The organism is Pseudomonas parakoreensis, assembly GCF_021602155.1.
GTDB classification, from domain to species: Bacteria; Pseudomonadota; Gammaproteobacteria; order Pseudomonadales; family Pseudomonadaceae; genus Aquipseudomonas; species Aquipseudomonas parakoreensis.
Genome location: NZ_BQHY01000001.1, coordinates 1 through 26,696 on the forward strand (window position 1 = coordinate 1; position 26,696 = coordinate 26,696).

Here is a 26,696-nt window from a genome sequence, read left to right on the forward strand (position 1 = left end):
CGCAAGGCCCGAAGGTCCCCTGCTTTCTCCCGTAGGACGTATGCGGTATTAGCGTTCCTTTCGAAACGTTGTCCCCCACTACCAGGCAGATTCCTAGGCATTACTCACCCGTCCGCCGCTGAATCCAGGAGCAAGCTCCTCTCATCCGCTCGACTTGCATGTGTTAGGCCTGCCGCCAGCGTTCAATCTGAGCCATGATCAAACTCTTCAGTTCAAACATCTTTGGGTTTTTAAGAAACCCTAAACTTGGCTCAGCAATCGTTGGTTACATCTTTGATTTCTCGCGGAGTAACTTGTGATGCTGATAATCTTGTTGACTATCAGTCTGACTCCACAAGCACCCACACGAATTGCTTGATTCAGTTGTTAAAGAGCGGTTGGCTAAGATCTTTCGTCTCAACCGAGGCGCGCATTCTACAGCAGCCTCATTTGCTGTCAAGTGATTATTTTCAGAAGTTTTCAAAGAATTCTTCAACAACTTCAACCACTTGCGCTTCCGATCTCTCGTTAGCGGGAGGCGAATTCTACAGCGTTACACGCTGCTGTCAACACCTCTTTTTCACCGCTTTCGACCGAGAAGACCGAACCGTCAAAAGAGCCAAACATCACCGCTCCTTCAACTCCTTCCAGGCTTCGATGAACTGAAGCGATCTGCCGTCGAAAACTGCGTAACTCGTTGAATCTCAAGGAGTTTTCCGTTTCGACTGCGCCGGAAGTGGGGCGAATTATAGACCTCCAGAATCTGCCGTCAACCGCTTTTTTCATATTTCTGTCATATCGGTCAAAAACACCCGAAAACACGAAGGCCGACCTCAAGGGTCGGCCTTCGTCATTCCCTTCTACTTACAGGCTAGGGAAAGCGAATTGCGAAGCTTCATGGCTCGCACGCTGCGGCCAGCGCTGAGTGATGGCCTTGCGACGGGTATAGAAGCGCACACCGTCCGGGCCATAAGCATGAAGGTCGCCGAACAGCGAACGCTTCCAGCCACCGAAGCTGTGGTAAGCCACCGGTACCGGCAGTGGTACGTTGACGCCGACCATGCCGACTTCAATCTCGTCACAGAACAGACGCGCCGCTTCACCGTCACGGGTGAAGATGCAGGTGCCATTACCGTATTCGTGATCGTTGATCAGCTTCATCGCCTCTTCCAGGCTGTTCACGCGAACCACGCACAACACGGGTCCGAAGATCTCTTCCTTATAGATGCGCATTTCAGGGGTGACGTTGTCGAACAGGCAGCCGCCGAGGAAGAAGCCCTCTTCGTTACCTGGAATGCTCAAGCCGCGACCGTCGACCACCAGGGTCGCGCCCGCTGCCACGCCGTCATCGACATAGCCGCTGACCTTGTCCCGCGCCTGACCGGTCACCAGTGGCCCCATGTCCAGCCCACACGAAGTGCCGGCACCGATTTTCAGCGCCTTGATCTGTGGAACCAGTTTCGCCACCAGCGCATCCGCCACCTGATCGCCGACACACACCGCGACCGAAATCGCCATGCAGCGCTCACCGCACGAACCGTAAGCCGCGCCCATCAATGCGCTGACTGCGTTGTCCAGGTCCGCATCCGGCATCAACACCGCATGGTTCTTCGCCCCACCCAACGCCTGAACACGCTTGCCGCGCTTGGTACCTTCGGCGTAGATGTATTCGGCAATCGGCGTCGAGCCGACAAAGCTCAGCGCTTTGACTTCCGGTGCTTCGATCAGCGCGTCCACCGCAGTCTTGTCGCCATGCACCACACTCAGCACGCCTTTCGGCAAACCGGCTTCCAGCAGCAGTTGGGCGATCAGCAGCGTCGAGCTCGGGTCACGCTCGGACGGTTTGAGGATAAAGCAGTTGCCGCAGACGATCGCCAGCGGGTACATCCACAGCGGCACCATCGCCGGGAAGTTGAACGGCGTGATACCGGCAACCACACCCAGCGGCTGGAAGTCCGACCAGGCGTCAATGTTCGGGCCGACGTTGCGGCTGTACTCGCCCTTGAGGATTTCCGGGGCGGCGCAGGCGAACTCGACGTTCTCGATACCGCGCTTGAGTTCACCAGCAGCGTCTTCGAGGGTCTTGCCGTGTTCTTCGCTGATCAATTGCGAGATACGCGCTTCGTTCTGCTCCAGCAGTTGCTTGAAGCGGAACATCACCTGGGCACGTTTGGCCGGCGGGGTGTTGCGCCATGCCGGGAACGCAGCCTTGGCGGCGTCGATCGCGTGTTGAATGGTTTCGCGGGTGGCCAATGGCAGCTTGTGGATCGCCTGACCGGTGGATGGGTTGAACACATCAACCGCGCGACCGTTCTCGGTCACCAGTTCGCCATTGATCAAATGCGGGATAACGCTCATCGAAAACTCCTGAATTCTTGTGTACAGACGCCCGCATGGGGCGCCTGTTATTCGCAGGTATATATAGAGGGAAAATCAGTCGAGCTTGTTCAGCACTTCGCCAACCGCGTCGAACAGACGATCAAGGTCTTGCGGCTTGCTGTTGAAGGTTGGGCCGAACTGCAGGGTGTCGCCGCCGAAGCGTACGTAGAACCCGGCTTTCCACAGGGCCATACCGGCTTCGAACGGACGCACGATGGCGTCGCCGTCACGAGCCGCGATCTGGATCGCACCGGCCAGGCCGTAGTTACGGATATCGATGACGTTCTTCGAACCTTTCAGGCCGTGCAGGGCATTTTCGAAATGTGGCGCGACTTCGGCCACGCTCTGCACGAGGTTTTCCTTTTGCAGCAGGTCGAGTGCCGCCAGGCCAGCGGCGCACGCCACCGGGTGGGCCGAGTAGGTGTAGCCGTGGGGGAATTCCACCGCGTATTCCGGAGTCGGCTGATTCATGAAGGTCTGGTAGATCTCGGAGCTGGCAATCACCGCGCCCATCGGGATCGCGCCGTTGGTGACTTGCTTGGCGATACACATCAGGTCCGGGGTCACGCCAAAGCTCTCGGCACCGAACATCGAACCGGTACGGCCGAAACCGGTGATCACTTCGTCGAAGACCAGCAGGATGTTGTGCTGATCGCAGATCTCGCGCAGACGCTTCAGGTAACCCTGCGGTGGAACCAGTACGCCAGCGGAACCGGCCATTGGCTCAACGAAGACCGCCGCGATGTTCGAAGCGTCGTGCAGTTCGATCAACTTCAGCAGCTCATCGGCCAGAGCGATACCGCCCTGCTCCGGCATGCCACGGGAAAATGCGTTGCTGGCCAGCAGCGTGTGCGGCAGGTGATCGACATCCATCATCGCCTGACCGAACAGTTTGCGGTTGCCGTTGACGCCGCCGAGGCTGGTGCCGGCGATGTTCACGCCGTGATAACCGCGGGCACGGCCGATCATTTTGGTCTTGGTCGACTGACCTTTCAGACGCCAGTAGGCACGGACCATTTTCACCGCGGTGTCGGCACACTCGGAACCGGAGTCGGTGAAGAACACGTGGTTCAGGTTGCCCGGGGTCAGATCAGTGATTTTTTCCGCCAGTTGGAATGACAGCGGATGGCCGTACTGGAAGCCCGGCGAGTAATCGAGGGTGCCCAGTTGCTTGGCGACCGCTTCCTGGATTTCCTTGCGGGTATGCCCGGCGCCGCAGGTCCACAGACCGGACAGCGAATCGTAGATCTTGCGGCCCTTGTCATCGAACAGCCAGCTGCCTTCGGCACCCACGATCAGACGCGGATCGCGCTGGAAGTTGCGGTTGGCGGTGTACGGCATCCAGTGCGCGTCCAGCTTCAGTTGGCTGGCCAGTGGCGACGGCGCATTTTCAGGCATGTTCATCGGGCAAAACCTCGCAGGGCATAAGCATCAGGGAGATAAAAAAGCGTTGTTGCAGCTAAGTTGCCACGCGGATAAAGTCGGTGAAATTCAACTTTTCTAACCTTCAGTTAGAAACCTGCTAAACAATGAGAACAACAGCATGAGCAGTCGTCGCCCCGATCCGCTGGCCCAGGTCAGTGATTTTGATATTCGCCTGCTGCGGATTTTCCGCAGCGTAGTGGAGTGCGGCGGCTTCTCGGCAGCGGAAACCGTGCTCGGCATCGGGCGCTCGGCGATCAGCCAGCAAATGAGCGATCTGGAACAGCGTCTCGGCCTGCGTCTGTGCCAACGTGGCCGCGCCGGATTCTCGTTGACCGAAGAGGGCCGCGAGGTTTATCAATCGGCGCTGCAACTATTAAGTGCGCTGGAAAGTTTCCGCACCGAGGTCAATGGATTGCACCAGCACCTGCGCGGCGAACTGATCATCGGCCTGACCGACAACCTCGTCACCCTGCCCCACATGCGCATCACCCATGCCCTCGCTCAATTGAAGGAGCGCGGGCCGGACGTGCAGATCCAGATCCGCATGATCGCCCCCAACGAAGTCGAACAAGGCGTGCTCGACGGCCGCCTGCATGTCGGCGTGGTGCCGCAGGCCAGTGCGCTGTCGGGGCTGGAGTATCAACCGTTGTACAGCGAGCGCTCGCTGCTTTACTGCGCGGTGGGTCATCCGCTGTTTTATGTCGATGACAAGCAACTGGATGACGAACGCCTGAACAGTCAGGACGCGATTGCGCCAACGTTCCGTTTGCCGGCGGAGATTCAGGCGCATTACCAGGCGCTCAATTGCACCGCCAGCGCTTCCGACCGTGAGGGCATGGCGTTTCTGATTCTGACCGGGCGTTATATCGGTTATCTGCCGGATCACTACGCCAGTCTGTGGGTGCAGCAAGGGCGCTTGCGTGCGCTGAAATCGAAGACGCGTTTTTATGACTTGAGCCTCGCATCGGTCACGCGCAAGGGGCGGCGCCCTCATTTGGTGCTGGAAAGCTTTCTCGAAAGCCTGGCGGCGACGCGTTGAAAATATAAACCCAGAATCTACCGCTCCGGCCTGGAACAGCAAGATCAAAGGATCGCAGCCTTCGGCAGCTCCTACATTGGAAGGTGTACACGCAGAAAGCTGAGCAAGTGGACAGGTTTTTGCAGTGAAGGGTGAACTCGATCCCTGAACAAGAAGCCAAATCCATGCAGCCAGATACCGAATCGTCCAGCGACCTGATCTACGGCCTCGATGACCGCCCAAAACCACCGGCAGCTATCCTCGCCGCCCTGCAACACGTGCTCGCCAGTTTCGTCGGCATCATCACCCCGCCGCTGGTGATCGGCTCGGCTCTCGGGCTGACCGCGCACTTGCCGTACCTGATCAGCATGGCGCTGATGGTTTCCGGGGTCGGTACCTTTATTCAGGCGCGGCGACCGCTCGGCATCGGCGCCGGGATGATCTGTTTGCAGGGCACCAGCTTCGCCTTCCTCGGCGCAGTGCTGTCGGCCGGATTTCTGGTCAAGCAGCGCGGCGGCAGCCCGGAAGACATTCTGGCGATGATTTTCGGCGTGTGCTTTTTCGGCGCCGTGGTGCAGATCGTCCTCAGCCGTTTCATCGGTCAGTTGCGCCGGGTCGTCACGCCCCTGGTGACCGGGATCGTCATTACTCTGATCGGCATCAGCCTGATCAAGGTCGGCATCACCGATCTGGGCGGTGGTTTCAATGCACCGGACTTCGGTGCACCGGGCAATCTGGCACTGGGCGTGTTTGTGTTGCTGACGATCATTCTGCTCAACCGCTCGAACACACCGTGGGTGCGGCTGTCGGCAATCATCATCGGACTGCTGCTGGGCAGTCTGGCCGCGTGGTTCAGCGGGAAACTGGTTCCGCAGGCATTGCCTGACTTGCCGCTGGTGAGTCTTCCCGCACCGTTCAAGTTCGGATTCAGCTTCGACTGGACGGCGTTCCTGCCGGTCGCGCTGATTTATCTGATCAGCACCATCGAAACCGTCGGTGACCTCACGGCCAATTGCATGCTCGCCCGTCAGCCGATCAGCGGCCCTTCTTATATAAGCCGTTTGCGCGGCGGCGTACTCGGCGACGGCGTGAGCTGCATGATCGCCGCCACCTTCAGCGCCTTCCCCAACACCACGTTCGCGCAGAACAACGGCGTGATTCAGTTGACCGGCGTGGCCAGCCGCTATGTCGGCCTGTACATCGGCGCGATTCTGTTTTGTCTCGGCCTGTTCCCCATGATCGGCGCGGTGCTGCAGCAGATCCCGAAACCGGTGCTTGGTGGCGCCACCCTGGTGATGTTCGGCAGCGTGGCGGCGGCCGGGGTGCGGATCCTCGCGCAATCGCCGCTGGACCGCCGCAGCATGCTGATCATCGCCACCTCGCTCGGCGTCGGCCTGGGCATTGCCGCGCAACCAAACCTGCTGCACCTGTTGCCGAAACTGGTGCAGAACCTGTTCGACTCGGCAATTACCAGCGGTGGCCTGACCGCGATCATCCTCTGCCTGTTGCTGCCGGAGGCGAAAACCTCGACCGTCGAATCCGGCGCATCGTTGAACAAGATCGAACAGGCGTAACGGTTTTATTGCATCAGGACTTGTCGGATGCCTGTGGGTGCGTTATCAACGCAACTGGTTGCACCCACAGACAAACCGGAAGTGCCTATGACCTTTGAAGTCCCAGCCCATGGCGGCAAACCCGCCAGCCGCATTCGTCAGAAGAACGAAGAGACCATCCTCAAAGCCGCCGAAGACGAGTTCGCCCGTCACGGGTACAAAGGCACCAGCATGAACACCATTGCGCAGAATGCCGGGCTGCCCAAGGCAAACCTGCATTACTACTTCACCAACAAGCTTGGGTTGTACGTGGCGGTGCTGAGCAACATCATCGAACTGTGGGACAGCACCTTCAATACCCTGACCGCCGAGGACGATCCAGCCGAAGCGCTGACCCGCTACATTCGCGCCAAGATGGAATTCTCCCGCCGTCAGCCGCAGGCCTCGCGCATCTTTGCGATGGAAGTGATCAGCGGCGGCGAGTGCCTGACCGAGTATTTCAACCAGGATTACCGCGCCTGGTTTCAGGGGCGCGCGGCCGTGTTTCAAGCGTGGATCGATGCGGGCAAAATGGACCCGGTCGATCCGGTGCACCTGATTTTCCTGCTGTGGGGCAGCACCCAGCATTACGCCGACTTCGCCACGCAGATCTGTCGCGTCAGCGGTCGCAGCAAGTTGACCAAGCAGGACATGGAAGACGCCGGCAACAACCTGATCCGCATCATTCTCAAAGGCTGCGGCCTCACCCCGACTGTTTAAGACGTTTATGCCTTTCACCCTCAGCGGTTTTTGCGAGTACCGCGAAGAGATTCGCAAGAGCCGCTTCATCACCTTCGCCGCGCCGATCGCCAGCCCCGCTGACGCGCAGGCGTTCTTCGAACAACACAGCGACCTGAATGCCTCGCATAACTGCTGGGCGTGGAAACTCGGTGCGCAATACCGCAGCAACGACGATGGCGAACCCGGCGGCACTGCCGGACGGCCGATTCTGGCAGCCATTGAGGCGCAGGATTGCGATCAGGTCGCGGTGCTGGTGATCCGCTGGTATGGCGGCATTCAACTGGGCACTGGCGGTTTGGCCCGGGCCTATGGCGGCGGCGCGAACAAGTGCCTGCAAGCGGCGGCGAAAGTCGAGTTGATCAGCCGTGTGCCGCTCAGTTGTACCTGCGGCTTTGCCGAGCTGGCGCTGGTGAAGCTGCGGGTGGCGGATCTGGGTGGTTTGGTCGTGGAAGAAAACTTCACTGCCAATGGTGTTGAGTTGCAGTTGGCGGTGGGTGAGGCGCAGATCGAGTTGCTGCAAACGCAGTTGGCGGATTTGAGTCGTGGGCGGATTGTGCTGCAACGTTAGATGAGCAAAAGATCGCAGCCTTCGGCAGCTCCTACACAGGATTTAGCGCTTCCCTGTAGCAGCTGCCGAAGGCTGCGATCTTTTAGGGCAGCCCACAATCTGCTTATTCCACGGAGTTGCCCACATCCGCTGTGCACCCGACTGTGGATAACCTGAGTACATTCCGCTGTAACCCTTCTGTCACGTGGCTTTGCGCGATTTGCTCATTTTTCGTCCACTCCACCTGAAAAAAGACTAATCCCGCGTAAAAACAAATAGTTAGCGCTGTTTATCACCAATGGAAGATAGCACCGCCGCGCTTATGCCAAGGATTCCCAATTGCACACAAATACTGTGGAGCAACCTGTGGATAACCCGTTCATGGCTGGCGCAGTCGCAGGGTCTGCATAGGTCCCACGCATTTGCTCGTTTTTTGATCAGTTGCCTACGGGCAAAACTGGAGCCTGATCAACGGCTTTGCTCTCAATTGGTGCCGTACCTCCCGAACATTTGCCCTTCGACGCTCTACAGCAACCGTTGCCGTACGAGGGCCGCCAAGGTTCCTGACTCAATGGCCAGGAAATTGCTTTATCCACAGGCACAACTCCAAGCCAGTCGAGCCTGTCATGCCAAGCCCAGATTCAACGCCGCGCCTGCAACTGCGCCAGATCAGCAAACGCTACCCCGGTTGTCTGGCCAATGACGCCATCGACCTGAGCATCGCGCCCGGAGAAATCCACGCCCTGCTCGGTGAGAACGGCGCGGGCAAAAGCACGCTGATGAAGATCATCTACGGCGTGACCCAGGCCGATGCCGGCGAAATGCTCTGGCAAGGTCAGCGGGTGAATATTCGCAATCCGGCGCAGGCCCGGCAGTTGGGGATCGGCATGGTGTTCCAGCATTTCTCGCTGTTCGAAACCCTCAGCGTCGCGCAGAACATTGCCTTGGCAATGGGCGCCACGGCCGGCACGCCGAAACAACTGGAGCCGACAATTGCCGACGTATCGCGCCGCTACGGCATGGCGCTGGAGCCGGAGCGACTTGTCCACAGCCTGTCTATCGGCGAGCGGCAACGGGTGGAGATCATTCGTTGCCTGATGCAGGACATTCGCTTGCTGATTCTCGACGAGCCGACGTCGGTGCTGACACCGCAAGAGGCCGACGAATTGTTCATCACCCTGCGCCGTCTCGCCGCCGAGGGCTGCAGCATCCTGTTTATCAGTCACAAACTCGCGGAAGTGCGCGCGCTGTGTCATAGCGCCACGGTTTTGCGTGGCGGGCGGGTCGCCGGGCATTGCGTGCCGGCCGAATGCTCGGATCAGCAGTTGGCGCAGATGATGGTCGGCGAAGCGGCGGCACTGATCGGCGAATATCCGAAGGTCAGCGGTGGCGCGGCGTACTTGCAGGTCAACGGCTTGAGCTGGCACAACCCCGATCCGTTCGGCTGCTCGTTGAGCGACATCAGCCTGCAAGTACGCAGCGGCGAAATCGTCGGTATCGCCGGGGTCGCGGGCAATGGCCAGGATGAATTGCTGGCGCTGCTCAGCGGCGAGCAAACCCTGCCCCGCGACAGCGCGACATCGATTTGTTTTGCCGGGCAAGCGGTCGCCACTTTGCGCCCGGATGCGCGGCGCCAACTCGGACTGGCGTTCGTCCCGGCAGAACGCCTGGGCCATGGCGCGGTGCCGGAATTGAGCCTGGCCGACAACGCCTTGCTCACGGCTTTTCAACAAGGGCTGGTCAGCAACGGTTTGATCAAGCGCGGCAAAGTCGAAACCCTCGCCCAACAGATCATTCAGCGCTTCGGGGTGAAAACGCCCGATAGCCAGAGCGCCGCGCGCAGTCTCTCCGGCGGCAATCTGCAGAAATTCATTCTTGGCCGGGAAATCCTCCAGCAACCGAAACTGCTGATCGCCGCGCACCCGACCTGGGGCGTGGACGTGGGCGCCGCCGCGACCATTCACCGCGCGCTGATTGCCCTGCGCGATGCCGGCGCGGCGATTCTGGTGATTTCCGAAGACCTCGACGAACTGTTCCAGATCAGCGACCGCCTCGGCGCCCTGTGCGCGGGGCGTCTGTCACCGCTGCGAAACACCACCGACAGCCTGCTGAGTGACGTCGGCGGCTGGATGGCCGGGCAATTCAACGACGCGCCTTCATCGGCCACGCTTTGACGGAGTTTCCCCCTATGTTGCTTTCCCTCGAACCCCGTGGCCAGCAATCGCGCCTGATGCTGTGGTGCTCGCCGTTGCTGGCGGCGCTGCTGACATTGGGTTGCGGCTCGCTGCTGTTCATTGCCCTCGGCCATGACCCGCTGCAAACCCTGCACACGCTGTTGATCGCGCCGATCAGCGACCTGTATGGCGTCTCCGAACTGTTGGTCAAGGCGCTGCCGATCCTGCTTTGCGCACTCGGTCTGGCCGTGGCGTATCAAGCACGGATCTGGAACATCGGCGCTGAAGGTCAGTTGCTGTTCGGCGCGCTCGCCGGCAGTGCGTTGGCGGTGAACATCATCGATATGCAAAGCCATTGGGCACTGGTGCTGATCCTGCTCACCGGCACTTTCGCCGGTGCCGCCTGGGCCGGGCTGACGGCGTGGTTGCGCACGCGTTTCAACGCCAACGAAATCCTCACCAGCATCATGCTCAACTACATCGCACTGAACCTGTTGCTGTTCTGCGTGCACGGGCCGCTGAAGGATCCGGCCGGCTACAACTTTCCCGAGTCGGCGATGTTCGGCGACGCCAGTCGCCTGCCGCTTCTGATGGAGGATGGTCGGGTTCATGCCGGGGTGTATTTCGCTTTGCTTGCGCTGGTCGCGGTGTGGGTGTTGTTGCAGAAAAGCTTCGTCGGTTTTCAGATCAAAGTGCTCGGTCTGGATAAACGTGCGGCGGGGTTTGTCGGCTTTCGCGAGAAACGCCTGATCTGGCTCGCGCTGTTGATCAGCGGCGGTTTGGCCGGGCTGGCCGGGGTCTGCGAAGTGACCGGGCCGATTGGGCAATTGGTGCCGCAAGTCTCGCCGGGCTATGGCTATGCAGCAATCACCGTGGCGTTTCTCGGCCGGCTGAACCCGATCGGGATTCTGTTCTCAAGCCTGCTGATGGCGCTGCTGTACATCGGCGGCGAAAGCGCGCAAATGACCCTCAACCTGCCGCAAGCCATCACCCAATTGTTTCAGGGAATGATGCTGTTTTTCCTGCTGGCCTGCGACGTGCTGATTCTCTATCGGCCACGCCTGAAACTGCGCTGGGCACGGCGCACCTCGACCACCGCCGTAACCGCCGGAGCGCTGTGATGGATATCGATCTGCTGAGCAATATTTTCTACGCCATGGTGCGCTGCGGCACGCCACTGTTGTTGGTGGCGCTGGGTGAGCTGATCTGCGAGAAGAGCGGCGTGCTCAACCTCGGCCAGGAAGGGATGATGCTGTTTGGCGCGGTGATCGGTTTTATCGTCGCCCTCAACAGCGGCAACCTGTGGCTCGGCGTGTTGTTGGCGATGCTTGCCGGGGTGCTGCTGTCGTCGCTGTTTGCCTTGGTGGCGCTGGTGTTCAATGCCAATCAGGTGGCGACCGGGCTGGCGCTGACGATCTTCGGCGTGGGCCTGTCGACCTTCGTTGGCGCAGCATGGGTCGGCAAGCCACTGGCTGGATTCGAACCGTTGGCGATTCCGTACTTGAGTGAGATTCCGCTGATCGGCCGCATGCTGTTTGCCCAGGATCTGCTGGTGTATCTGTCGTTCGCGCTGTTTGCGCTGGTGGCGTGGGTGATCATCAAAAGCCGTGTCGGCTTGATCATTCAGGCAGTCGGCGAGAACCCGGACGCGGCCAGTGCGATGGGCCTGCCGGTACTGACCGTGCGCACGCTGGCGGTGCTGTTTGGCGGGGCGATGGCCGGTCTGGCCGGAGCCTATCTGTCCCTGGCTTATACGCCGATGTGGGCCGAGAACATGACCGCCGGACGCGGCTGGATTGCCCTGGCGCTGGTGGTGTTTGCCAGTTGGCGCGTGTGGCGGCTGTTGCTCGGGGCTTACCTGTTCGGACTCGCCAGCATCCTGCACCTGGTGGCGCAGGGCTTGGGGCTGGCGATTCCGTCGAGTCTGCTGGCGATGCTGCCGTATGTGGCGACGATTGTGGTGTTGGTGCTGCTGTCGCGGGATGCGGTGCGGACTCGGTTGTATGCGCCGGTGTCGTTGGGGCAACCGTGGCAGGCCGGGCATTAGGGTGATGATGTCACTGGCCTCATCGCTGGCAAGCCAGCTCCCACAGTGGCGGTGTTGTCTACATGATGTGCGAGCACCGCTGAGCGGCCTGCGAATTTGAGAAGCAAGCATGCTAAAGCCTGGAGTATGCTCCGGGGTCAACAGCTCTTTTGAGAGCCGGTTCGATGTGCTGCGACGAGCGTTGCAACAACGACTCGGTCAGGCGTGTCCATTGAATCCGTGAACCGTAACTTTCAAGGAATTCCGTCATGTCCCAGGCAAAACACGCACTGATCATCGGCGCCTCCCGCGGCTTGGGCCTCGGGCTGGTGAAAACCCTGCTGGCCGACGGCTGGCAAGTGACCGCCACCGTGCGCAATCCGCAAAAGGCCGAGGCGCTGCAAGCGCTGGGCAAGGTGCGGATCGAGAAACTCGACATGGACGATCAACAAGCGGTGATCGCCCTGAGCCAACAGCTCAAGGGCGAGACTTTCGACCTGCTGTTCGTCAACGCCGGGGTCAAAGGCCCGGAAGTGCAAACCCCGGGCGGCGCGACCCTGGGTGAAGTCGGCCAGTTGTTCTTCACCAACGCCGTGGCGCCGATCAACCTCGCGCAACGCTTCGTCGGGCAAATCCGCGATGGCAGCGGCGTGCTGGCGTTCATGAGTTCCGGTCTGGGCAGCGTGACCGTACCGGACGCGCCGGAGCTGGCGTTGTACAAGGCCAGCAAGGCTGCGCTGAACTCCATGACCAACAGTTTTGTCACCCAGTTGGGCGAGCAGAAACTCACCGTGCTGTCGCTGCATCCGGGCTGGGTAAAGACGGACATGGGCGGTGAAGGTGCTGACCTGGATGTCGAGACCAGCACCCGTGGGCTGATTGATCAGGTGAATGCGTATACCGGCAAGGGTGGGCATTACTTCATCAACTACAAGGGTGAAACCATTCCCTGGTAAGCACTGAAAACCACCTGTAGGAGCTGCCGCAGGCTGCGATCTTTTGATTGTAAAAAACAAGATCAAAAGATCGCAGCCTTCGGCAGCTCCTACAGAGGGTGATGTGTTGGCTTGTCGGGTTGGGCTTGCCCGCTGTCGCGATTTGTTTGAAACTGCGCAGCTCGTCCATCGCGGCGACCCTGGATCAGCAGACAGGGCAACACTGAGCTGGCAACCCTGAACCCCACTTTCAGAGGAGCCGGCCACAATGCCTGCGACCCGTACCTGGTTAAAAAATCCCCTCGCCATATTCACAGCCAACGCGCTCGATGCCCGTGGCGGTCTGGTGCTGCAAGACGGCGTGATCGTCGAAGTGCTGGCAGCCGGTCAGCAACCGTCCGCGCCGTGCACTGAAGTGTTCGATGCCCGCGAGCATGTGATCCTGCCGGGCCTGATCAACACCCATCACCACTTCTATCAAACCCTGACTCGCGCCTGGGCGCCGGTGGTCAATCAGCCATTGTTCCCGTGGTTGAAAACCCTGTATCCGGTGTGGGCGCGGCTGACCCCGGAAAAACTCGCCCTCGCGACGAAAGTGGCTTTGGCTGAATTGCTGCTGTCGGGTTGCACCACCGCCGCCGACCATCATTACCTGTTCCCGAACGGCCTGGAAAACGCCATCGACGTGCAAGTCGACACCGTGCGTGAACTGGGCATGCGCGCCATGCTCACGCGCGGTTCGATGAGCCTCGGCGAGAAGGACGGTGGCCTGCCACCGCAGCAGACCGTGCAGGAAGGTCAGGTGATTCTCGACGACAGTCAGCGCCTGATTCACGAGTACCACGAGCGCGGCGACGGTGCGCAAATCCAGATCGCTCTGGCGCCTTGCTCGCCGTTTTCGGTGACCCCGGAAATCATGTCGGCCAGCGCCGAACTGGCGGACAAACTCGATGTGCGCCTGCACACCCATCTGGCCGAAACCCTCGACGAAGAGGATTTCTGCCTGCAGCGTTTCGGCCTGCGCACCGTGGATTATCTGGACAGCGTCGGCTGGCTCGGCCCGCGCACCTGGCTGGCCCATGGCATTCACTTCAACCCGGACGAAATCGCCCGCCTCGGCCAGGCCGGCACCGGTATCTGCCATTGCCCGAGTTCGAACATGCGCCTGGCCTCCGGCATCTGCCCGAGCATCGATCTGACCGATGCCGGTGCGCTGTTCGGTCTGGGTGTGGACGGTTCAGCCTCCAACGATGCGTCGAACATGATCCTCGAAGCGCGGCAGGCGTTGTACATCCAGCGTCTGCGTTACGGCGCCGAGAAGATCACCCCGGAACGCGTGCTCGGCTGGGCAACCAAAGGCTCGGCGAGCCTGTTGGGGCGTACCGACATTGGTGAACTGGCGGTGGGCAAACAGGCGGACCTTGCGTTGTTCAAGCTCGATGAGCTGCGTTTCTCGGGGAGCCATGATCCGATTTCGGCGCTGTTGCTGTGCGGTGCCGATCGTGCCGATCGGGTGATGATTGGTGGCCAGTGGCGGGTGATTGATGGCCAGGTTGAAGGGCTGGATCTGAAAGGCCTGATCGCCGATCACAGCCAGGCGGCTCGGCAGTTGATCGCCGGTACCTGATCCAATAAAGAACCCTGTAGGAGCCGCCGCAGGCTGCGATCTTTTGATTTTGAAAACAAGTTCAAAAGATCGCAGCCTGCGGCAGCTCCTACACCGGATTTGTGGTGGGCTTAGAGACCCAACAGCGACAGCATGATAAACGTCGCAAACAGCACAAAGTGGGTCATGCCCTCGATGGCATTGGTTTCGCCGTCATTCAGGTTGATCGCACTGACGATCAGCGTGATGAAGATCATCACCGTCTGCACCGGAGTCATCGCCATTTGAAACGGCTGGCCGGTGTACAGCGCCATCGCCTCCATCACCGGCACGGTCAAAATCACCGTCGACAGTGACGCGCCCATCGCAATGTTCACCACCGACTGCATGCGATTGGCCAACGCGGCACGCAACGCCGTCAGAATCTCCGGCGCGGCGGAAATCGCCGCCACCAGAATCGCCGTGATCACCGGCGGTGCACCCGTGCCTTTCAGGCCCAGATCGAGGGTCTTGGACATCACTTCGGCCAGTGCGCCGATCACCACCACCCCCAACACCAGAATGCCGATCGACCACGCCAGGCTCAGCGGCTTCGGTTCATTTTCCACCGGCTCTTTCTTGCGGCGTTTATCCGGGTAGCTGTAGCTGAAAAAGTAACTGTGCGGGCCGACCTGCATGCGCAGGAACAACGCGTAAAGCACCACCATCGCACCGATGGTGAACGCTGAATAAACCTTCCAGTTGGCCGCCGGAATAAACTCCGGCACCACCATCGACACGCCCATGGCGGTGAGGATCATCACGCTGTAGCTGCGTGCCGAATCATCGTTGTACGACTGCTCGCCGTGCTTGAGTCCACCCATCAGCGCGGCGAGGCCAAGGATGCCGTTGATGTCGAGCATCACCGCCGAATAGATCGTGTCACGCACCAGTGTGGCAGACGCCTCGTTGCTCATCATGATCGCCAGGATCACCACCTCCACCAGCACTGCAGCGAGGGTCAGGATCATCGTGCCGTAGGGGTCGCCGACCTTTTCGGCGAGCAGTTCGGCATGATGGGCAACGCGCATCGAGGCAGCGACGATGAACGCGATCAATACCAGGCCAGAAATCAACGCGACAATCTGGCCGCTGTGCAGCATCCAGTGTTCCAGCGGATAAGCGATGCACGCGGCAATCACCGCCAGCAGCAGAAAGCTTTCTTGCTTGAAAATCGTGAGCATGGCGGGCCTTTTTGCCGAGAGGTTCGAATGAGCTACTGACTGCGGCGCGGCGCTAACGTTTCGTTACACCTTAGCGCACCAGCCGATAGCGTGAATCCGCTGACTTGCACTGCGTTGGTTCCGGCGCTGAAAAGATCGCAGCCTGCGTCAGCTCCTACAGGTTTCCCATTCCCCTGTGGGAGCTGCCGCAGGCTGCGATCTTTTGCTTTGTTGTCCTGTTGGTCAGCAATTTGCATTGCCCCTGACCACACACAACAAAATGGAGTTCGAATTCATGCAAATACGTCCGCTGCACAAACTGCTGTGCGCCGCCATCGGTCTGGGGATCAGCCTGAGCGCCAGCGCTGCCGATCCGCTGAAGGTCGGTTTCGTCTACATCGGCCCGATCGGCGACCACGGCTGGACGTATCAGCATGAACAGGGACGCAAGGCGCTAGCGGAGAAATTCGGCGCGCAGATCAGCACCAATTACGTTGAGAATGTGGCCGAGGGCGCCGACGCCGAGCGGGTGATCCGCAACATGGCCAAGGACAATTACGACCTGATCTTCACCACCTCCTTCGGCTACATGAACCCGACGTTGAAAGTCGCTAAACAGTTTCCCAAGGTGACCTTCGAACACGCCACCGGCTACAAGCAGGACAAGAACCTCGGCACCTATCTGGCGCGCACCTACGAGGGGCGTTATGTCGGCGGTTTCCTCGCGGCGAAAATGACCAAGACCAAGAAAATCGGCTACGTCGCCTCGTTCCCGATTCCGGAAGTGATCCGCGACATCAACGCGATCCAACTGGCCCTGAACAAGTACAACCCCGGCACCGAGATCAAAGTGGTGTGGGTCAACTCGTGGTTTGACCCGGGCAAGGAAGCCGATGCCGCCAACGCGCTGATCGATCAGGGCGTGGACGTGGTGTTCCAGCACACCGACAGCCCGGCGCCGATCCAGGCCGCTGAACGGCGTGGCGTGTACGCTGTGGGTTACGCCTCGGACATGGCGCACTTCGGCCCGAAAGCGGTGCTGACTTCGATCGTCAACGACTGGGCGCCGCATTACATTCAAGCGACCCAAAGTGTGATCGACCACAGCTGGAAATCCCAGGATTACTGGGGCGGGCTGAAAGAAGGCACGGTTGAACTGCCGATCAGCGAGCTGGTGCCGGCACCTGTGAAAGCCGAGGCCGAACAGATCATCGCTGACATCAAGAGCGGTGCGCTGCAACCGTTCACCGGGCCGATCAAGGATCAGGCCGGCGTGGAGAAAATCCCTGCCGGGGTGAGCGCAACCAATGCCGAACTGGCGTCGATGAACTACTACGTTGAAGGCATGAAGGCCGAGATGCCGAAGTAATCTCTTCAAACTTGCATCGTCCCCGTGGGAGCTGGCTTGCCAGCGATGGGGTCCTCACATTCAACATCATTGTTGCCTGTCAGACCGCTATCGCTGGCAAGCCAGCTCCCACATTTGATCTTCAGCGTTCTCAAGGATTGTGTATGGATCAGCTTCCGGTCATCGACATCAGCCCGCTCTATTCCACCGACCAAAACGCCTGGCCCGCCGTCGCCGCGCAGATCGACCAGGCCTGCCGCGAATGGGGCTTTTTCTACATCAAGGGCCACCCGATTTCCGCGCAGCGCATCGACTCGCTGCTCGACCACGCCCAGCGTTTTTTTGCGCAACCGGCAGAAGAAAAACTGCGGATCGACATCACCCGGACCCGCCACCATCGCGGCTACGGCGCCATCGCCACCGAACAGCTCGACCCGGACAAACCCAGCGACCTCAAGGAAACCTTCGACATGGGCCTGCACTTGCCGGCGGATCATCCCGACGTGCTCGCGGAAAAACCGCTGCGCGGGCCGAATCGCCATCCGGCGCAAGCGGGCTGGGAAGCGCTGATGGAGCAGCACTACCTCGACATGCAGGCCCTCGCGCAAACCCTGCTGCGGGCGATGACGCTTGCGCTGGGGATCGAACGCGACTTCTTCGATTCGCGCTTCGTTGAGCCGGTCAGCGTGCTGCGGATGATCCACTACCCACCACGCCACACCGCCAGCAGCGCCGAACAGCAAGGCGCCGGAGCGCACACCGATTACGGCTGCATCACCCTGCTCTACCAGGACAGCGCCGGCGGCCTGCAAGTGAAGAACATCAACGGTGAATGGATCGACGCGCCGCCCATTGACGGTACCTTCGTGGTCAACCTCGGCGACATGATGGCGCGCTGGAGCAATGACCGTTATCGCTCGACCCCGCACCGGGTGATCAGCCCGCTGGGGGTGGATCGCTATTCGATGCCGTTCTTCGCCGAGCCGCACCCGGACACCCGCATCGAATGCCTGCCCGGTTGTCAGGACGCACAGCATCCGGCGAAATATCCGACCACCACCTGTGCCGAATTCCTGCTGTCACGCTTCGCCGATACCTACGCCTATCGTCGCGAGCCGCAAGCGGTCTGATGGATCGCTTGGTCAGGTTTTGCCAATTGTTTCGGCGAGCATCTGTAGAATGGCCGCCATCTGCACCTGATGAGAAAAGCATATGTACGACTGGCTCAACGCCCTGCCCAAGGCCGAACTGCACCTGCATCTGGAAGGCTCGCTGGAGCCTGAGTTGCTGTTCGCCCTGGCCGAACGCAACAAGATCGCCCTGCCGTGGAGCGATGTCGAAACCCTGCGCAAGGCCTACGCCTTCAACAACCTGCAGGAATTCCTCGACCTGTATTACCAGGGCGCCGACGTGCTGCGCACCTCGCAGGACTTCTACGACCTGACCTGGGCCTACCTGCTGCGCTGCAAAGCGCAGAACGTGATTCACACCGAACCGTTCTTCGACCCGCAGACCCACACCGACCGCGGCATCCCGTTTGAAGTCGTGCTCAACGGCATCGCAGCGGCACTCAAGGATGGCGAGCAGCAACTGGGCATCACCAGCGGTTTGATCCTGAGCTTCCTGCGCCACCTGAGCGAAGACGAAGCACAGAAAACCCTCGATCAGGCGCTGCCGTTCCGTGATGCGTTCGTCGCCGTCGGCCTCGACAGCTCGGAGATGGGTCACCCGCCAAGCAAGTTCCAGCGTGTGTTCGACCGCGCCCGCCACGAGGGTTTCCTGACCGTCGCCCACGCCGGTGAAGAAGGCCCGCCCGAGTACATCTGGGAAGCCATCGACCTGCTGAAAATCCAGCGTATCGACCATGGCGTACGCGCCATCGAAGACGAACGCCTGATGCAGCGGATCATCGACGAGCAGATCCCGCTGACCGTGTGCCCGCTGTCGAACACCAAACTCTGCGTGTTCGATCACATGTCGAAGCACAACATCCTCGACATGCTCGAGCGTGGAGTGAAGGTCACCGTCAACTCGGATGACCCGGCGTACTTCGGCGGTTACGTCACCGAGAACTTCCACGCGCTGCACGAACACCTGGGCATGACTCAGGATCAGGCCAAGCGCCTGGCGCAGAACAGCCTGGATGCGCGCCTGGTAAAACCGTAAGCAACACCGCATAACCGATGTGGGAGCGAGCCTGCTCGCGAAGGCTTCTTGTCAGTCACAGTTTGAGTTGTCTGACACTCGGCTTTCGCGAGCAGGCTCGCTCCCACACTTACACCGGTGTCGACTCTGTAAGCTCTTCCAGCGTCTTGCCCCGCGTCTCCATCCCGAACAGCCACACCACCCCCGCCGCAATCGCAAAGCACAGCGCCCCCAGCGCAAACACCCCGCCCTGCCCGGTAATCGGGAACACCAATCCGGTCACCAGCGGCCCGAGCAGGGAACCGACACGCCCAATCGCTGAGGCAAAGCCCGAGCCCGTGGCGCGCGCCGAAGTCGGGTACAACTCCGGTGTGTAGGTGTAGAGCACCGCCCACATGCCGAACAGGAAAAACTGCATCAACAATCCGGAGCCGATCAACAGCGCGACATTGCCCCCAAACACCGCACTTTGGCCATAGATGAACGCCATCACCCCGCCGCCCAGCAGAGTGACGATGCACACCGGTTTACGCCCCCATCGCTCCACCAGCCACGCCGCCATCAGAAACCCGGGAATCCCGCCCAGTGAAATCAGCACGGTGTAATACACCGACTGGGTCACGGCGAAACCCGACTGCTGCAACAAGGCACTGAGCCACGACGTCAGTCCGTAAAAACCGAGCAAGGCGAAAAACCACAGGCTCCAGATCATCGTCGTGCGCTGGCGGTATTGCGGCGACCAGATCTGCTGCAGGGCCGAGAAGAAGTTGCCCGGGGGCGTCACTGTCCTTGGCAGGCGCACCGGCTCAGGTAATGTCGCAACGCCAAGAGACGTGCGCACCCGTGCCTCGATGGCGCCGAGGACCTTGTCCGCCGCTGCGTGACGTCCGGCCTGCTCCAGCCAGCGCGGTGATTCGGGAATGAAAAAACGGATCGCCAGCACAAACACCGCCGGTACCGCCAATACCAGGAAGATGTCGCGCCAGCCAATCAACGGCAGCAGGAAGTAAGACAGTACGCCGGCAGCGACAAAACCCAATGGCCAGAAACCGTCCATCAATGCGATGTAGCGCCCGCGCCGTTGCGCCGGGATCAGCTCCGAGAGCATCGACTGCGCAATGGGAAACTCCATGCCCATGCCGATCCCCAGCAGGATGCGGAACAGCGTCAGGCTCTCGACCGTTTGCGCGGTCGAACACAGATAACTGGCCACGCCCCACAGCACGATGCTCCACTGAAACACCGGTTTGCGCCCGAAGCGGTCGGCGAGCATGCCCGACAGCGATGCCCCCAGCACCATCCCGAAAAAACTCGAACTGGCGAGCAGGCCGGCTTGTGCACTGCTCAGGCCAAACTCGCTTTTGATCGAGCCGAGCAGGAACGTCATCATGGCCAGGTCCATGGAGTCGAAAAAGAACGCCAAGGCGATGATGATGAAAATGCCCCGGTGATAACCGCTGAGCGGCAGCCGTTCCAGGCGTTCTGCCGCGCTGAAGTTTCGCGTATCCATACCTCATCCCCCATCCACGAAGTGTGCGGACCGAGTGTGCGCGATAACGCCTCAACGCTTTTTCTGGATACGACCTGTTCGCAGTCACAGACGACGCAAGCCCCGAAGTATTGACCGGCGAATGCTCTATTACGCCAGTTCCAGCTCGACTTCCTTGGCGAAACAGTGGATTTCCCGCTGTCCGGCCGGCGTGACTTGCAATGCGCGAGAATCCTTGGGCAGCACCAGCCAGCCGGACTGCATGAACAATTGCAGCAACGCGGCGCCCAGTGAACCGCCCAGATGCGGACGGCGTTCGCTCCAGTCCGGACAGGCACACGCCACCTGGGCCTTGCGATGAGCCAGGGCCTGAATGAACACCCCGCGATTTGCCAGCTGCGTCGAGCCTTTGAGCGTCACCACGACCCGCTGCTCGATCTGTTCGATCCAACCGGCATCGAGCAAACGCTGGTACAGATCGGCGGCCAGCGTGCCGCCCAAATGATCGTCGCAAAAGCGCGCACGCAGCAGCGAGGACGGCGCGGTTCGTGGATTGTTGATCGGCGTCGAGCGTTTGAATACGTGAGGAACGTCCCGCGGCGCACTGGCGATCGTGGCACTGGCCAGAGCTTCAATGGCGGCTGCGATTTCCGGAGCCGCCAGGCGGAAGAAGCGCTTGCGTCCACGGACCTCGACTTTCAACAGGCCACCCGCGGACAAACGCCCCAGATGCGCACTGGCCGACGACGGCGACAGCCCTGCCAGCAGCGCCAGCTCCTCGGTCTGGCGGGCCGAGCCATCCATCAACGCCCACATCATCGCGCTGCGCTTGGGGTCGGCCAGCAGCGTGGCGATCTGGCTGATGCAAGGTGCATGTTCCATGTATTCACTCCCTGTTGAATCGTATCGTCTACTGCTCGAAGACATCTTGACCAGTAATGTGTCGTCGGCCAAGACGGGTAAAACGCCATGAGCCGGTGCAAGCCAGGTCAGCACTGCCACACCCGTCGATGGTGTGTTCACAGCGTTTGTATGGCGCAGGCACGGTCCTGGAAAAATCGCCTGATTCTGCCCTGGCCGGTTGTCGGTGCAGGTTTGAGGCGGTCGCTAGTATAAGCGGGATGCACGCTGCTTCCTGCGCCGTGCCTGACACGAATGGTGATAGTTCCTGAGTGAAATTTCGCTAATTGCCTGCGACTAATGATCAACTTTCGGGAAATGGGGAAATTGACTACTCAATTCGACGCATCGGCTGGCGAGCATTTCCCTTAAAAGGTTTACCGGCTTACTCAATTGCGCGCGATGGGCGCACAACAGATTCAGCGGAGCACGCTCGCAGAGAAGCTCCGGCAGCAACACTTTGAGGCGTCCGGCAAGGACATCGGTGCCGACATCGAGCCACGATTTATAGGCAATACCCGCCCCCGCCACCGCCCACAACCGTACGACGTCGGCGTCATCACTGAAGCGATCGCCACTGACCGTCAGGCCGACTTCGCGCTTGCCGTCATGAAAACTCCAATGGTCATGCACGCGGCTGCCGAGCATGTACAGCAGGCAATTGTGCTGCGCCAATTGTTCGAGCTGACGCGGCTCGCCGTGGCGCGCCAGGTAGGCCGGCGAGGCGCAGAGCACGCGGCGATTGTCCGGGGCGATGGGCAGGGCCACCAGACTCGAATCTTCCGGTTCGCCGTAGCGCAGGGCGATGTCCACTGGCTGGCGGAACAGGTCGGCGATACGGTCACCGAGCAACAGCCGCACGGTCAGCTTCGGGTGCTCGCGCTGAAACTCGTCGAGCCACGGCAACAGCAGGTTACGCCCGAAATCCGAAGGCGCCGATAACTGCAGGATGCCGCTGACCTGATCCTGAGCGCTGGAGAGAAAGCGCCGGCCCTCGTCCAGCGAACCGAGCGCGGCCCGGGCATATTCGAGAAAGCCTTCGCCCTCGGCGGTCAGGCGCAGGCTGCGGGTCGAACGCGCCAGCAAGCGCACGCCCAGTTGCTGTTCGATACGCTTGAGCGCGGCGCTGGCCACCGCGGCAGACATGTCCATCACCCGCGCGGCTGCCGACAGACTGCCCAGGTCTGCAGCGCGAACGAACAACTGTAAATCGTCGAAACGCAGCATTCTCAGCCTCGATTATCAAAATAAAATTGAAAGAGACTGCTCTTTTAGCCGGTTTTATCGCGCCGAGAAATAGCCAATGATTGGCCCAAGCCCATTTATCCCGCGACTGGAGCCAAACATGTCCCAAGCATTCACCGCCATCGCCACCCTGATCGCTAAACCCGGTCAGCAGGACACCCTCGAAAACGCTCTGTGCGCACTGGTTGCGCCGAGCCGCGCCGAGGAAGGCTGCGGCCAGTACGACCTGCACCGCGACCTCGCCGACCCGCTGACTTTCTATGTGATCGAACACTGGGCCAGCGAAGAAATCCTCCAGGCGCACAACGCCAGCGCGCACTTCCAGAATTTCCAGGCCACAGCCGGCCACTGTATCGAACACTTCCAATTGAAACGCCTGGGCAGCATCGCCTGAGCCCTTCTTCTATTACCGCTACGGAGCAAGTCATGAAAGCCATCGCCTATTACGCTTCCCTGCCGATCAGCGACGAAAAATCCCTGCAAGACATCGAACTGCCGGAGCCGGTCGCCGGCCCGCGCGACCTGTTGGTGGAAGTCAAAGCCATCTCGGTCAACCCGGTCGACACCAAGGTGCGGCAGAACGTGGCGCCGGAAAACGGCGCGGCAAAAGTGCTGGGCTGGGACGTCGCCGGCGTGGTCAAAGCCGTCGGTAGCGAAGTGACGCTGTTCAAGGCCGGTGACAAGGTGTTCTACGCCGGCTCCATCGCCCGTGCCGGTGGCAACAGCGAACTGCACGTGGTGGATGAGCGGATTGTCGGCCACATGCCCAAGTCCCTGGGTTTCGCCGAAGCCGCTGCCCTGCCGCTGACCGCGATCACCGCGTGGGAATTGCTGTTCGAACGCCTGCAGATCCGTGAGGGCAAGACCGATGAAGGTCAAAGCCTGCTGATCGTCGGCGCCGCTGGCGGCGTCGGTTCGATCCTCACCCAACTGGCCCGCCAGTTGACCGGCCTGAAGGTGATCGGCACCGCGTCCCGTGCACAGACTCGCGACTGGGTGACTGAGCTGGGCGCCGATCTGGTGATCGACCACAGCCAGCCGTTGAGCGAAGAGCTTAAGCGCGCCGGCATCGACCACGTGACCCACGTCGCCAGCCTGACCCAGACCGATCTGCACCTCGATCAACTGGTCGAGGCCTTGGCGCCGCAAGGCAAACTGGCACTGATCGACGATCCCAAGTCACTGGATGTGAGCAAGCTCAAGCGCAAGAGCCTGTCGCTGCACTGGGAATTCATGTACACCCGCTCGCTGTTCGAAACCCCGGACATGATCGAGCAGCACAAACTGCTCAACCGCGTGGCCGAGCTGATTGATGCGGGGACCTTGAAGACTACGGTGGGTGAGCATTTCGGCACGATCAATGCGGCGAACCTGCGACGCGCGCACGAGTTACTGGAAAGCGGCAAAGCCAAGGGCAAAATTGTTTTAGAAAGTTTCTGAAAACCCGAACGTCGTCATCAGCGCCAGTCCTTTAAGGGCCGGCGCTGTTTTTTGCCGTCAGTCAGATGCTTGATCGTTGTCACAAATGCGATCGTATTCAGGTCTACACTCGAACCCTCTGCGATGCATCTTTTACACAAGGGAGGTCAGCAATGAAGATCCTGATAAAAGAAGTGGCAAAGTCTCAATGGCAGGTTCGTCTGGACCAGCACGCCGTGACCTTTCGCAGTGAAGCCGAAGCCCTCGCCTTCACCCGTACCCTCGAAGCGCGCCTGCACGCGCCCCATCAGATTCCCCAGCCCGGACAACAACGCGCCGTCGGCTGACGTTCAGGCTTCGGCCTGTGCTTGCGCCAGTGTCCGGGCATTCTGCAAACGCCGGGTGTACATCGCAATGCTCACCACCAGCAGTCCGCACAGGCTGATGACCATGGCCATCGGCATGGCGCTGCCGTCGTGCAGGACCCCCACCAGCGAGGCCGCGCCGGAGGCCACGCTGAATTGCAGGCAGCCCATCAGCGCCGAGGCACTCCCGGCGCGCGCACCCTGGCCGTTCATCGCACATGCCGCAGCATTGGGCAGGATGCAGCCGAGGCTGGCAATGCACACGAACAACGGAATCAACAGCGGCCACAATGCTTCGGTGTGCATCGCGCTGACCGCGAGCAGCGAAACGCCGGCCAACAGGTATACCCACACCGCTCGCGCCAGCAGGAAGGACGGACCGCGCTTGGCCAACAGCCGCGCGTTGACCTGAGCCACCAGAATGAAACCCGCTGCATTGGTACCGAACAGCCAGCCGAAGTGCTCGGCGGGTACGCCGTACAGTTTGATGAAGACAAATGGTGAGCCGGCGATGTAGGAAAACATTCCGGCGACCGCGATACCGCCAGTCAGTGCGTGGCCGAGAAACACCCGGTCGCCGAACAACCGGCCGTATTGACGCAACGCACCGGACAGCGGCTGGCGCGGCACGGAGGCCGGCAGGCTTTCCGGCAACCCCAGCGCCACAGCGAGGCCGGCCAGTGCACTAAAGCCGGTCAGCACGAGGAAGATCGACTGCCAGCCCGTGGTGTTGACCAGCAGACCGCCGAGCAGTGGTGCAAGGATCGGCGCCAAACCCATCACCAGCATCAACTGCGAGAAGACTTTCGCCGAACCGACGGCATCGCATTTGTCGCTGACCACCGCCCGGGAAATCACCATCCCCGCGCAGCCGCCCAAGGCCTGGACGAAGCGGGCCCCGATCAGCCATTGCAGATTGGGTGCATAGGCGCAGGCCAATGAGGCCAGCGTGAACAGGCCGACACCGACCAGCAGCGGCAGGCGCCGACCAAACCGGTCGGCCACCGGGCCATACAACAACTGCCCGATCGACAGACCGGCGAAATACGCTGCCAGTGTCAGTTGGACGTGCTTTTCATCGGTGCCAAAGGCCAGTGCCATTGACGGGAACGCCGGCAGATAGAAGTCGATCGCCAGAGGACCGAAGGCGCTCAAGGCACCGAGAATCAGAATGGTACGGAAGTTCATCAGGCATCCAGGTTGGATTGGAGTCGGCAGCCCGACAGTCTAGCCGCGCAAAGACACCTTGAACATTCCGATAGCTCGCTAACTATTAAAAAGTCAGACGAACTGCACTGTGGAGTTTGCCTGCAAAGATCAAAAGATCGCAGCCTTCGGCAGCTCCTACATTGGAATGCGTTTCCTGTAGGAGCTGCCGAAGGCTGCGATCTTTTGGCTTTTGATCATCCGGCGAGTTTTACCGGGTAGCCCTCTTCGCTGATGACCTCAATCACCTGCTCGGGGCTGAGCGAACTCTCGACGCCGACTTCTTTGGCTGCCAGATCGACCCGCACGCTGGCTGCCGGATCTTTCGCCTGCACGGCGTTGGTGATGGCTTTGACACAGTGGCCGCAGGACATGCCTTGAACGCTGAACACTTGCATGGAGGGACTCCTTTGAGTGAGGTTGCCGGCAGTGTCGAGCTTGCCACCATGGCAAGGTCAAGTTCTGCGTAAAACTGCCGGGCTGGCAATCGGCGCTGCGCTCAGCCAAGCTGCGTGCATCAATGACTCAAATTCAGGAGATTCAGCCATGCGCTGGTCAGCTTTCAGCCTGTTTGGCTTGCTCAGCCTCTTTGCCGCCCTGCCTCAGGCCAATGCGACCGGTGAGGACTATGCGGTTCTGATCATCTCGCGCGAGCGCCTGGAAGTGCCGACTTCCTGTGAGATTGGCGTATATCTCAATGACGAACTGGCGGCGCGCCTGCTTCAGGAGCAGACCACTTCGTTCAATCTGCCGCACGGCACGATTTCCATTCGTCTGAAACAATTGCCTGGCCAGATGCCGGGGTGCCAGGCAGGCATGCTCGCGCCGCCCGCGCAGCAGATCTCGCTCAAGGCCGGCGATGTGCTCAAGTACCGGATCGCGGCCAACGCCAAAGGCTTGTACCTGCGACCTGCCGCCCTCGAATATTGAGTCAACGAAAAAGATCGCAGCCTTC

The 26,696-nt window shown here is 60.4% G+C and carries 24 protein-coding genes and 1 rRNA gene; 16 read left to right on the plus strand and 9 right to left on the minus strand.

Going from position 1 to position 26,696, the window contains the following annotated elements; genetic code table 11:
- The 3 genes from L6D63_RS00005 to aptA form a co-directional block, all read right to left on the minus strand.
- Positions 1-214, minus strand: a 16S ribosomal RNA gene (locus L6D63_RS00005); the annotation flags it as partial.
- Between the two features lie 629 nt (positions 215-843).
- Entirely contained in the window at positions 844-2,337 is a 1,494-nt protein-coding gene (locus L6D63_RS00010) for a CoA-acylating methylmalonate-semialdehyde dehydrogenase (RefSeq protein WP_041067919.1), read from the minus strand.
- 75 nt (positions 2,338-2,412) lie between these two features.
- Positions 2,413-3,762: an omega-aminotransferase AptA gene (gene aptA, locus L6D63_RS00015; protein ID WP_041067922.1), complete on the minus strand. Its 1,350-nt coding sequence runs from the start codon at positions 3,760-3,762 to the stop codon at positions 2,413-2,415.
- Between the two features lie 139 nt (positions 3,763-3,901).
- Between aptA and L6D63_RS00020 the strand changes: the two genes are divergently transcribed.
- The 9 genes from L6D63_RS00020 to L6D63_RS00060 all read left to right on the plus strand — a co-directional run bounded on the left by L6D63_RS00020 (position 3,902) and on the right by L6D63_RS00060 (position 14,443).
- Positions 3,902-4,822 carry a LysR family transcriptional regulator gene (locus tag L6D63_RS00020; RefSeq protein WP_108588956.1) on the plus strand — a complete coding sequence of 307 codons (921 nt, stop codon included), beginning with the start codon at positions 3,902-3,904 and terminating at the stop codon, positions 4,820-4,822.
- Between the two features lie 164 nt (positions 4,823-4,986).
- Complete coding sequence (locus tag L6D63_RS00025; RefSeq protein WP_131671032.1) at positions 4,987-6,375, plus strand: uracil-xanthine permease family protein; 1,389 nt, start codon at positions 4,987-4,989, stop codon at positions 6,373-6,375.
- Positions 6,376-6,462: 87 nt separating this feature from the next.
- Positions 6,463-7,113, plus strand: a complete 651-nt coding sequence (locus tag L6D63_RS00030) for a TetR/AcrR family transcriptional regulator (RefSeq protein ID WP_131671031.1) — start codon at positions 6,463-6,465, stop codon at positions 7,111-7,113.
- Positions 7,114-7,120: 7 nt separating this feature from the next.
- Entirely contained in the window at positions 7,121-7,702 is a 582-nt protein-coding gene (locus L6D63_RS00035; RefSeq protein WP_131671030.1) for an IMPACT family protein, read from the plus strand.
- 605 nt (positions 7,703-8,307) lie between these two features.
- Positions 8,308-9,855 carry an ABC transporter ATP-binding protein gene (locus L6D63_RS00040; RefSeq protein ID WP_047291097.1) on the plus strand — a complete coding sequence of 516 codons (1,548 nt, stop codon included), beginning with the start codon at positions 8,308-8,310 and terminating at the stop codon, positions 9,853-9,855.
- Positions 9,856-9,869: 14 nt separating this feature from the next.
- Entirely contained in the window at positions 9,870-10,976 is a 1,107-nt protein-coding gene (locus L6D63_RS00045) for an ABC transporter permease (RefSeq protein WP_121183575.1), read from the plus strand.
- Positions 10,976-11,902: an ABC transporter permease gene (locus tag L6D63_RS00050; RefSeq protein WP_121183573.1), complete on the plus strand. Its 927-nt coding sequence runs from the start codon at positions 10,976-10,978 to the stop codon at positions 11,900-11,902. The genes L6D63_RS00045 and L6D63_RS00050 overlap by 1 nt, the downstream gene beginning before the upstream one ends.
- A gap of 248 nt (positions 11,903-12,150) precedes the next feature.
- On the plus strand, positions 12,151-12,837 hold the full coding sequence (locus tag L6D63_RS00055) for an SDR family oxidoreductase (protein WP_131671029.1): 687 nt from the start codon (positions 12,151-12,153) through the stop codon (positions 12,835-12,837).
- Positions 12,838-13,084: 247 nt separating this feature from the next.
- On the plus strand, positions 13,085-14,443 hold the full coding sequence (locus L6D63_RS00060) for an 8-oxoguanine deaminase (protein ID WP_131671028.1): 1,359 nt from the start codon (positions 13,085-13,087) through the stop codon (positions 14,441-14,443).
- 110 nt (positions 14,444-14,553) lie between these two features.
- On the opposite strand, the gene L6D63_RS00065 is transcribed toward L6D63_RS00060, so the two are convergent.
- Entirely contained in the window at positions 14,554-15,645 is a 1,092-nt protein-coding gene (locus tag L6D63_RS00065) for a calcium:cation antiporter (protein ID WP_131671027.1), read from the minus strand.
- Positions 15,646-15,919: 274 nt separating this feature from the next.
- Here L6D63_RS00065 and L6D63_RS00070 point away from each other — a divergent pair, with 274 nt between their 5' ends.
- The 3 genes from L6D63_RS00070 (at position 15,920) to L6D63_RS00080 (ending at position 19,138) form a co-directional block, all read left to right on the plus strand.
- The gene (locus L6D63_RS00070) at positions 15,920-16,993 is read left to right on the plus strand and encodes a BMP family ABC transporter substrate-binding protein (RefSeq protein ID WP_095667621.1); all 1,074 of its coding nucleotides are present in this window, start codon (positions 15,920-15,922) and stop codon (positions 16,991-16,993) included.
- A 143-nt stretch (positions 16,994-17,136) separates the two neighbouring features.
- Positions 17,137-18,102, plus strand: coding sequence for a 2-oxoglutarate and iron-dependent oxygenase domain-containing protein (locus tag L6D63_RS00075; RefSeq protein WP_131671026.1), 966 nt, complete (start codon positions 17,137-17,139; stop codon positions 18,100-18,102).
- A gap of 82 nt (positions 18,103-18,184) precedes the next feature.
- A complete protein-coding gene (locus L6D63_RS00080; protein WP_047291090.1) occupies positions 18,185-19,138 on the plus strand; it encodes an adenosine deaminase in 954 nt (317 codons plus the stop codon).
- Between the two features lie 109 nt (positions 19,139-19,247).
- Here the strand turns inward: L6D63_RS00080 and L6D63_RS00085 are convergent, their stop codons facing one another.
- The 3 genes from L6D63_RS00085 to L6D63_RS00095 all read right to left on the minus strand — a co-directional run bounded on the left by L6D63_RS00085 (position 19,248) and on the right by L6D63_RS00095 (position 22,733).
- Positions 19,248-20,627, minus strand: a complete 1,380-nt coding sequence (locus L6D63_RS00085; protein WP_131671025.1) for an MFS transporter — start codon at positions 20,625-20,627, stop codon at positions 19,248-19,250.
- A gap of 129 nt (positions 20,628-20,756) precedes the next feature.
- Positions 20,757-21,488, minus strand: coding sequence for an ArsR/SmtB family transcription factor (locus L6D63_RS00090; RefSeq protein WP_041067961.1), 732 nt, complete (start codon positions 21,486-21,488; stop codon positions 20,757-20,759).
- A gap of 315 nt (positions 21,489-21,803) precedes the next feature.
- Positions 21,804-22,733 carry a LysR family transcriptional regulator gene (locus tag L6D63_RS00095; protein WP_095667623.1) on the minus strand — a complete coding sequence of 310 codons (930 nt, stop codon included), beginning with the start codon at positions 22,731-22,733 and terminating at the stop codon, positions 21,804-21,806.
- 118 nt (positions 22,734-22,851) lie between these two features.
- Here L6D63_RS00095 and L6D63_RS00100 point away from each other — a divergent pair, with 118 nt between their 5' ends.
- From L6D63_RS00100 to L6D63_RS00110, 3 genes are all read left to right on the plus strand, one after another.
- Positions 22,852-23,145 (plus strand): putative quinol monooxygenase, encoded by a 294-nt coding sequence (locus L6D63_RS00100; RefSeq protein ID WP_131671024.1) that lies wholly within the window; start codon positions 22,852-22,854, stop codon positions 23,143-23,145.
- A gap of 32 nt (positions 23,146-23,177) precedes the next feature.
- Positions 23,178-24,191 (plus strand): zinc-binding alcohol dehydrogenase family protein, encoded by a 1,014-nt coding sequence (locus L6D63_RS00105; RefSeq protein WP_047291086.1) that lies wholly within the window; start codon positions 23,178-23,180, stop codon positions 24,189-24,191.
- A 152-nt stretch (positions 24,192-24,343) separates the two neighbouring features.
- Positions 24,344-24,517, plus strand: a complete 174-nt coding sequence (locus L6D63_RS00110; RefSeq protein ID WP_169842458.1) for a hypothetical protein — start codon at positions 24,344-24,346, stop codon at positions 24,515-24,517.
- 3 nt (positions 24,518-24,520) lie between these two features.
- Here L6D63_RS00110 and L6D63_RS00115 read toward each other — a convergent pair whose 3' ends face one another.
- Both L6D63_RS00115 and L6D63_RS00120 read right to left on the minus strand, forming a co-directional pair.
- Positions 24,521-25,723, minus strand: coding sequence for a multidrug effflux MFS transporter (locus L6D63_RS00115; RefSeq protein WP_131671023.1), 1,203 nt, complete (start codon positions 25,721-25,723; stop codon positions 24,521-24,523).
- Positions 25,724-25,938: 215 nt separating this feature from the next.
- Positions 25,939-26,139 carry a heavy-metal-associated domain-containing protein gene (locus L6D63_RS00120; protein ID WP_047291084.1) on the minus strand — a complete coding sequence of 67 codons (201 nt, stop codon included), beginning with the start codon at positions 26,137-26,139 and terminating at the stop codon, positions 25,939-25,941.
- 148 nt (positions 26,140-26,287) lie between these two features.
- On the opposite strand from L6D63_RS00120, the gene L6D63_RS00125 reads away from it, so the two are divergent.
- Complete coding sequence (locus L6D63_RS00125) at positions 26,288-26,671, plus strand: hypothetical protein (RefSeq protein WP_047291083.1); 384 nt, start codon at positions 26,288-26,290, stop codon at positions 26,669-26,671.
- Positions 26,672-26,696 lie beyond the last annotated feature (25 nt).

Excerpts from the sequence above, each read along its gene's own strand:
- L6D63_RS00090 (WP_041067961.1), bottom strand. The coding sequence starts at position 21,488 with ATGGAACATGCACCTTGCATCAGCCAGATCGCCACGCTGCTGGCCGAC.
- L6D63_RS00045 (WP_121183575.1), top strand. The coding sequence starts at position 9,870 with ATGTTGCTTTCCCTCGAACCCCGTGGCCAGCAATCGCGCCTGATGCTG.
- L6D63_RS00020 (WP_108588956.1), top strand. The coding sequence starts at position 3,902 with ATGAGCAGTCGTCGCCCCGATCCGCTGGCCCAGGTCAGTGATTTTGAT.
- L6D63_RS00080 (WP_047291090.1), top strand. The coding sequence starts at position 18,185 with ATGTACGACTGGCTCAACGCCCTGCCCAAGGCCGAACTGCACCTGCAT.
- L6D63_RS00105 (WP_047291086.1), top strand. The coding sequence starts at position 23,178 with ATGAAAGCCATCGCCTATTACGCTTCCCTGCCGATCAGCGACGAAAAA.
- L6D63_RS00100 (WP_131671024.1), top strand. The coding sequence starts at position 22,852 with ATGTCCCAAGCATTCACCGCCATCGCCACCCTGATCGCTAAACCCGGT.
- L6D63_RS00060 (WP_131671028.1), top strand. The coding sequence starts at position 13,085 with ATGCCTGCGACCCGTACCTGGTTAAAAAATCCCCTCGCCATATTCACA.
- L6D63_RS00030 (WP_131671031.1), top strand. The coding sequence starts at position 6,463 with ATGACCTTTGAAGTCCCAGCCCATGGCGGCAAACCCGCCAGCCGCATT.
- L6D63_RS00035 (WP_131671030.1), top strand. The coding sequence starts at position 7,121 with ATGCCTTTCACCCTCAGCGGTTTTTGCGAGTACCGCGAAGAGATTCGC.
- L6D63_RS00075 (WP_131671026.1), top strand. The coding sequence starts at position 17,137 with ATGGATCAGCTTCCGGTCATCGACATCAGCCCGCTCTATTCCACCGAC.
- L6D63_RS00095 (WP_095667623.1), bottom strand. The coding sequence starts at position 22,733 with ATGCTGCGTTTCGACGATTTACAGTTGTTCGTTCGCGCTGCAGACCTG.
- L6D63_RS00115 (WP_131671023.1), bottom strand. The coding sequence starts at position 25,723 with ATGAACTTCCGTACCATTCTGATTCTCGGTGCCTTGAGCGCCTTCGGT.
- L6D63_RS00070 (WP_095667621.1), top strand. The coding sequence starts at position 15,920 with ATGCAAATACGTCCGCTGCACAAACTGCTGTGCGCCGCCATCGGTCTG.
- L6D63_RS00040 (WP_047291097.1), top strand. The coding sequence starts at position 8,308 with ATGCCAAGCCCAGATTCAACGCCGCGCCTGCAACTGCGCCAGATCAGC.
- L6D63_RS00050 (WP_121183573.1), top strand. The coding sequence starts at position 10,976 with ATGGATATCGATCTGCTGAGCAATATTTTCTACGCCATGGTGCGCTGC.
- L6D63_RS00085 (WP_131671025.1), bottom strand. The coding sequence starts at position 20,627 with ATGGATACGCGAAACTTCAGCGCGGCAGAACGCCTGGAACGGCTGCCG.
- L6D63_RS00010 (WP_041067919.1), bottom strand. The coding sequence starts at position 2,337 with ATGAGCGTTATCCCGCATTTGATCAATGGCGAACTGGTGACCGAGAAC.
- L6D63_RS00110 (WP_169842458.1), top strand. The coding sequence starts at position 24,344 with ATGAAGATCCTGATAAAAGAAGTGGCAAAGTCTCAATGGCAGGTTCGT.
- L6D63_RS00065 (WP_131671027.1), bottom strand. The coding sequence starts at position 15,645 with ATGCTCACGATTTTCAAGCAAGAAAGCTTTCTGCTGCTGGCGGTGATT.
- aptA (WP_041067922.1), bottom strand. The coding sequence starts at position 3,762 with ATGAACATGCCTGAAAATGCGCCGTCGCCACTGGCCAGCCAACTGAAG.
- L6D63_RS00025 (WP_131671032.1), top strand. The coding sequence starts at position 4,987 with ATGCAGCCAGATACCGAATCGTCCAGCGACCTGATCTACGGCCTCGAT.
- L6D63_RS00055 (WP_131671029.1), top strand. The coding sequence starts at position 12,151 with ATGTCCCAGGCAAAACACGCACTGATCATCGGCGCCTCCCGCGGCTTG.
- L6D63_RS00120 (WP_047291084.1), bottom strand. The coding sequence starts at position 26,139 with ATGCAAGTGTTCAGCGTTCAAGGCATGTCCTGCGGCCACTGTGTCAAA.
- L6D63_RS00125 (WP_047291083.1), top strand. The coding sequence starts at position 26,288 with ATGCGCTGGTCAGCTTTCAGCCTGTTTGGCTTGCTCAGCCTCTTTGCC.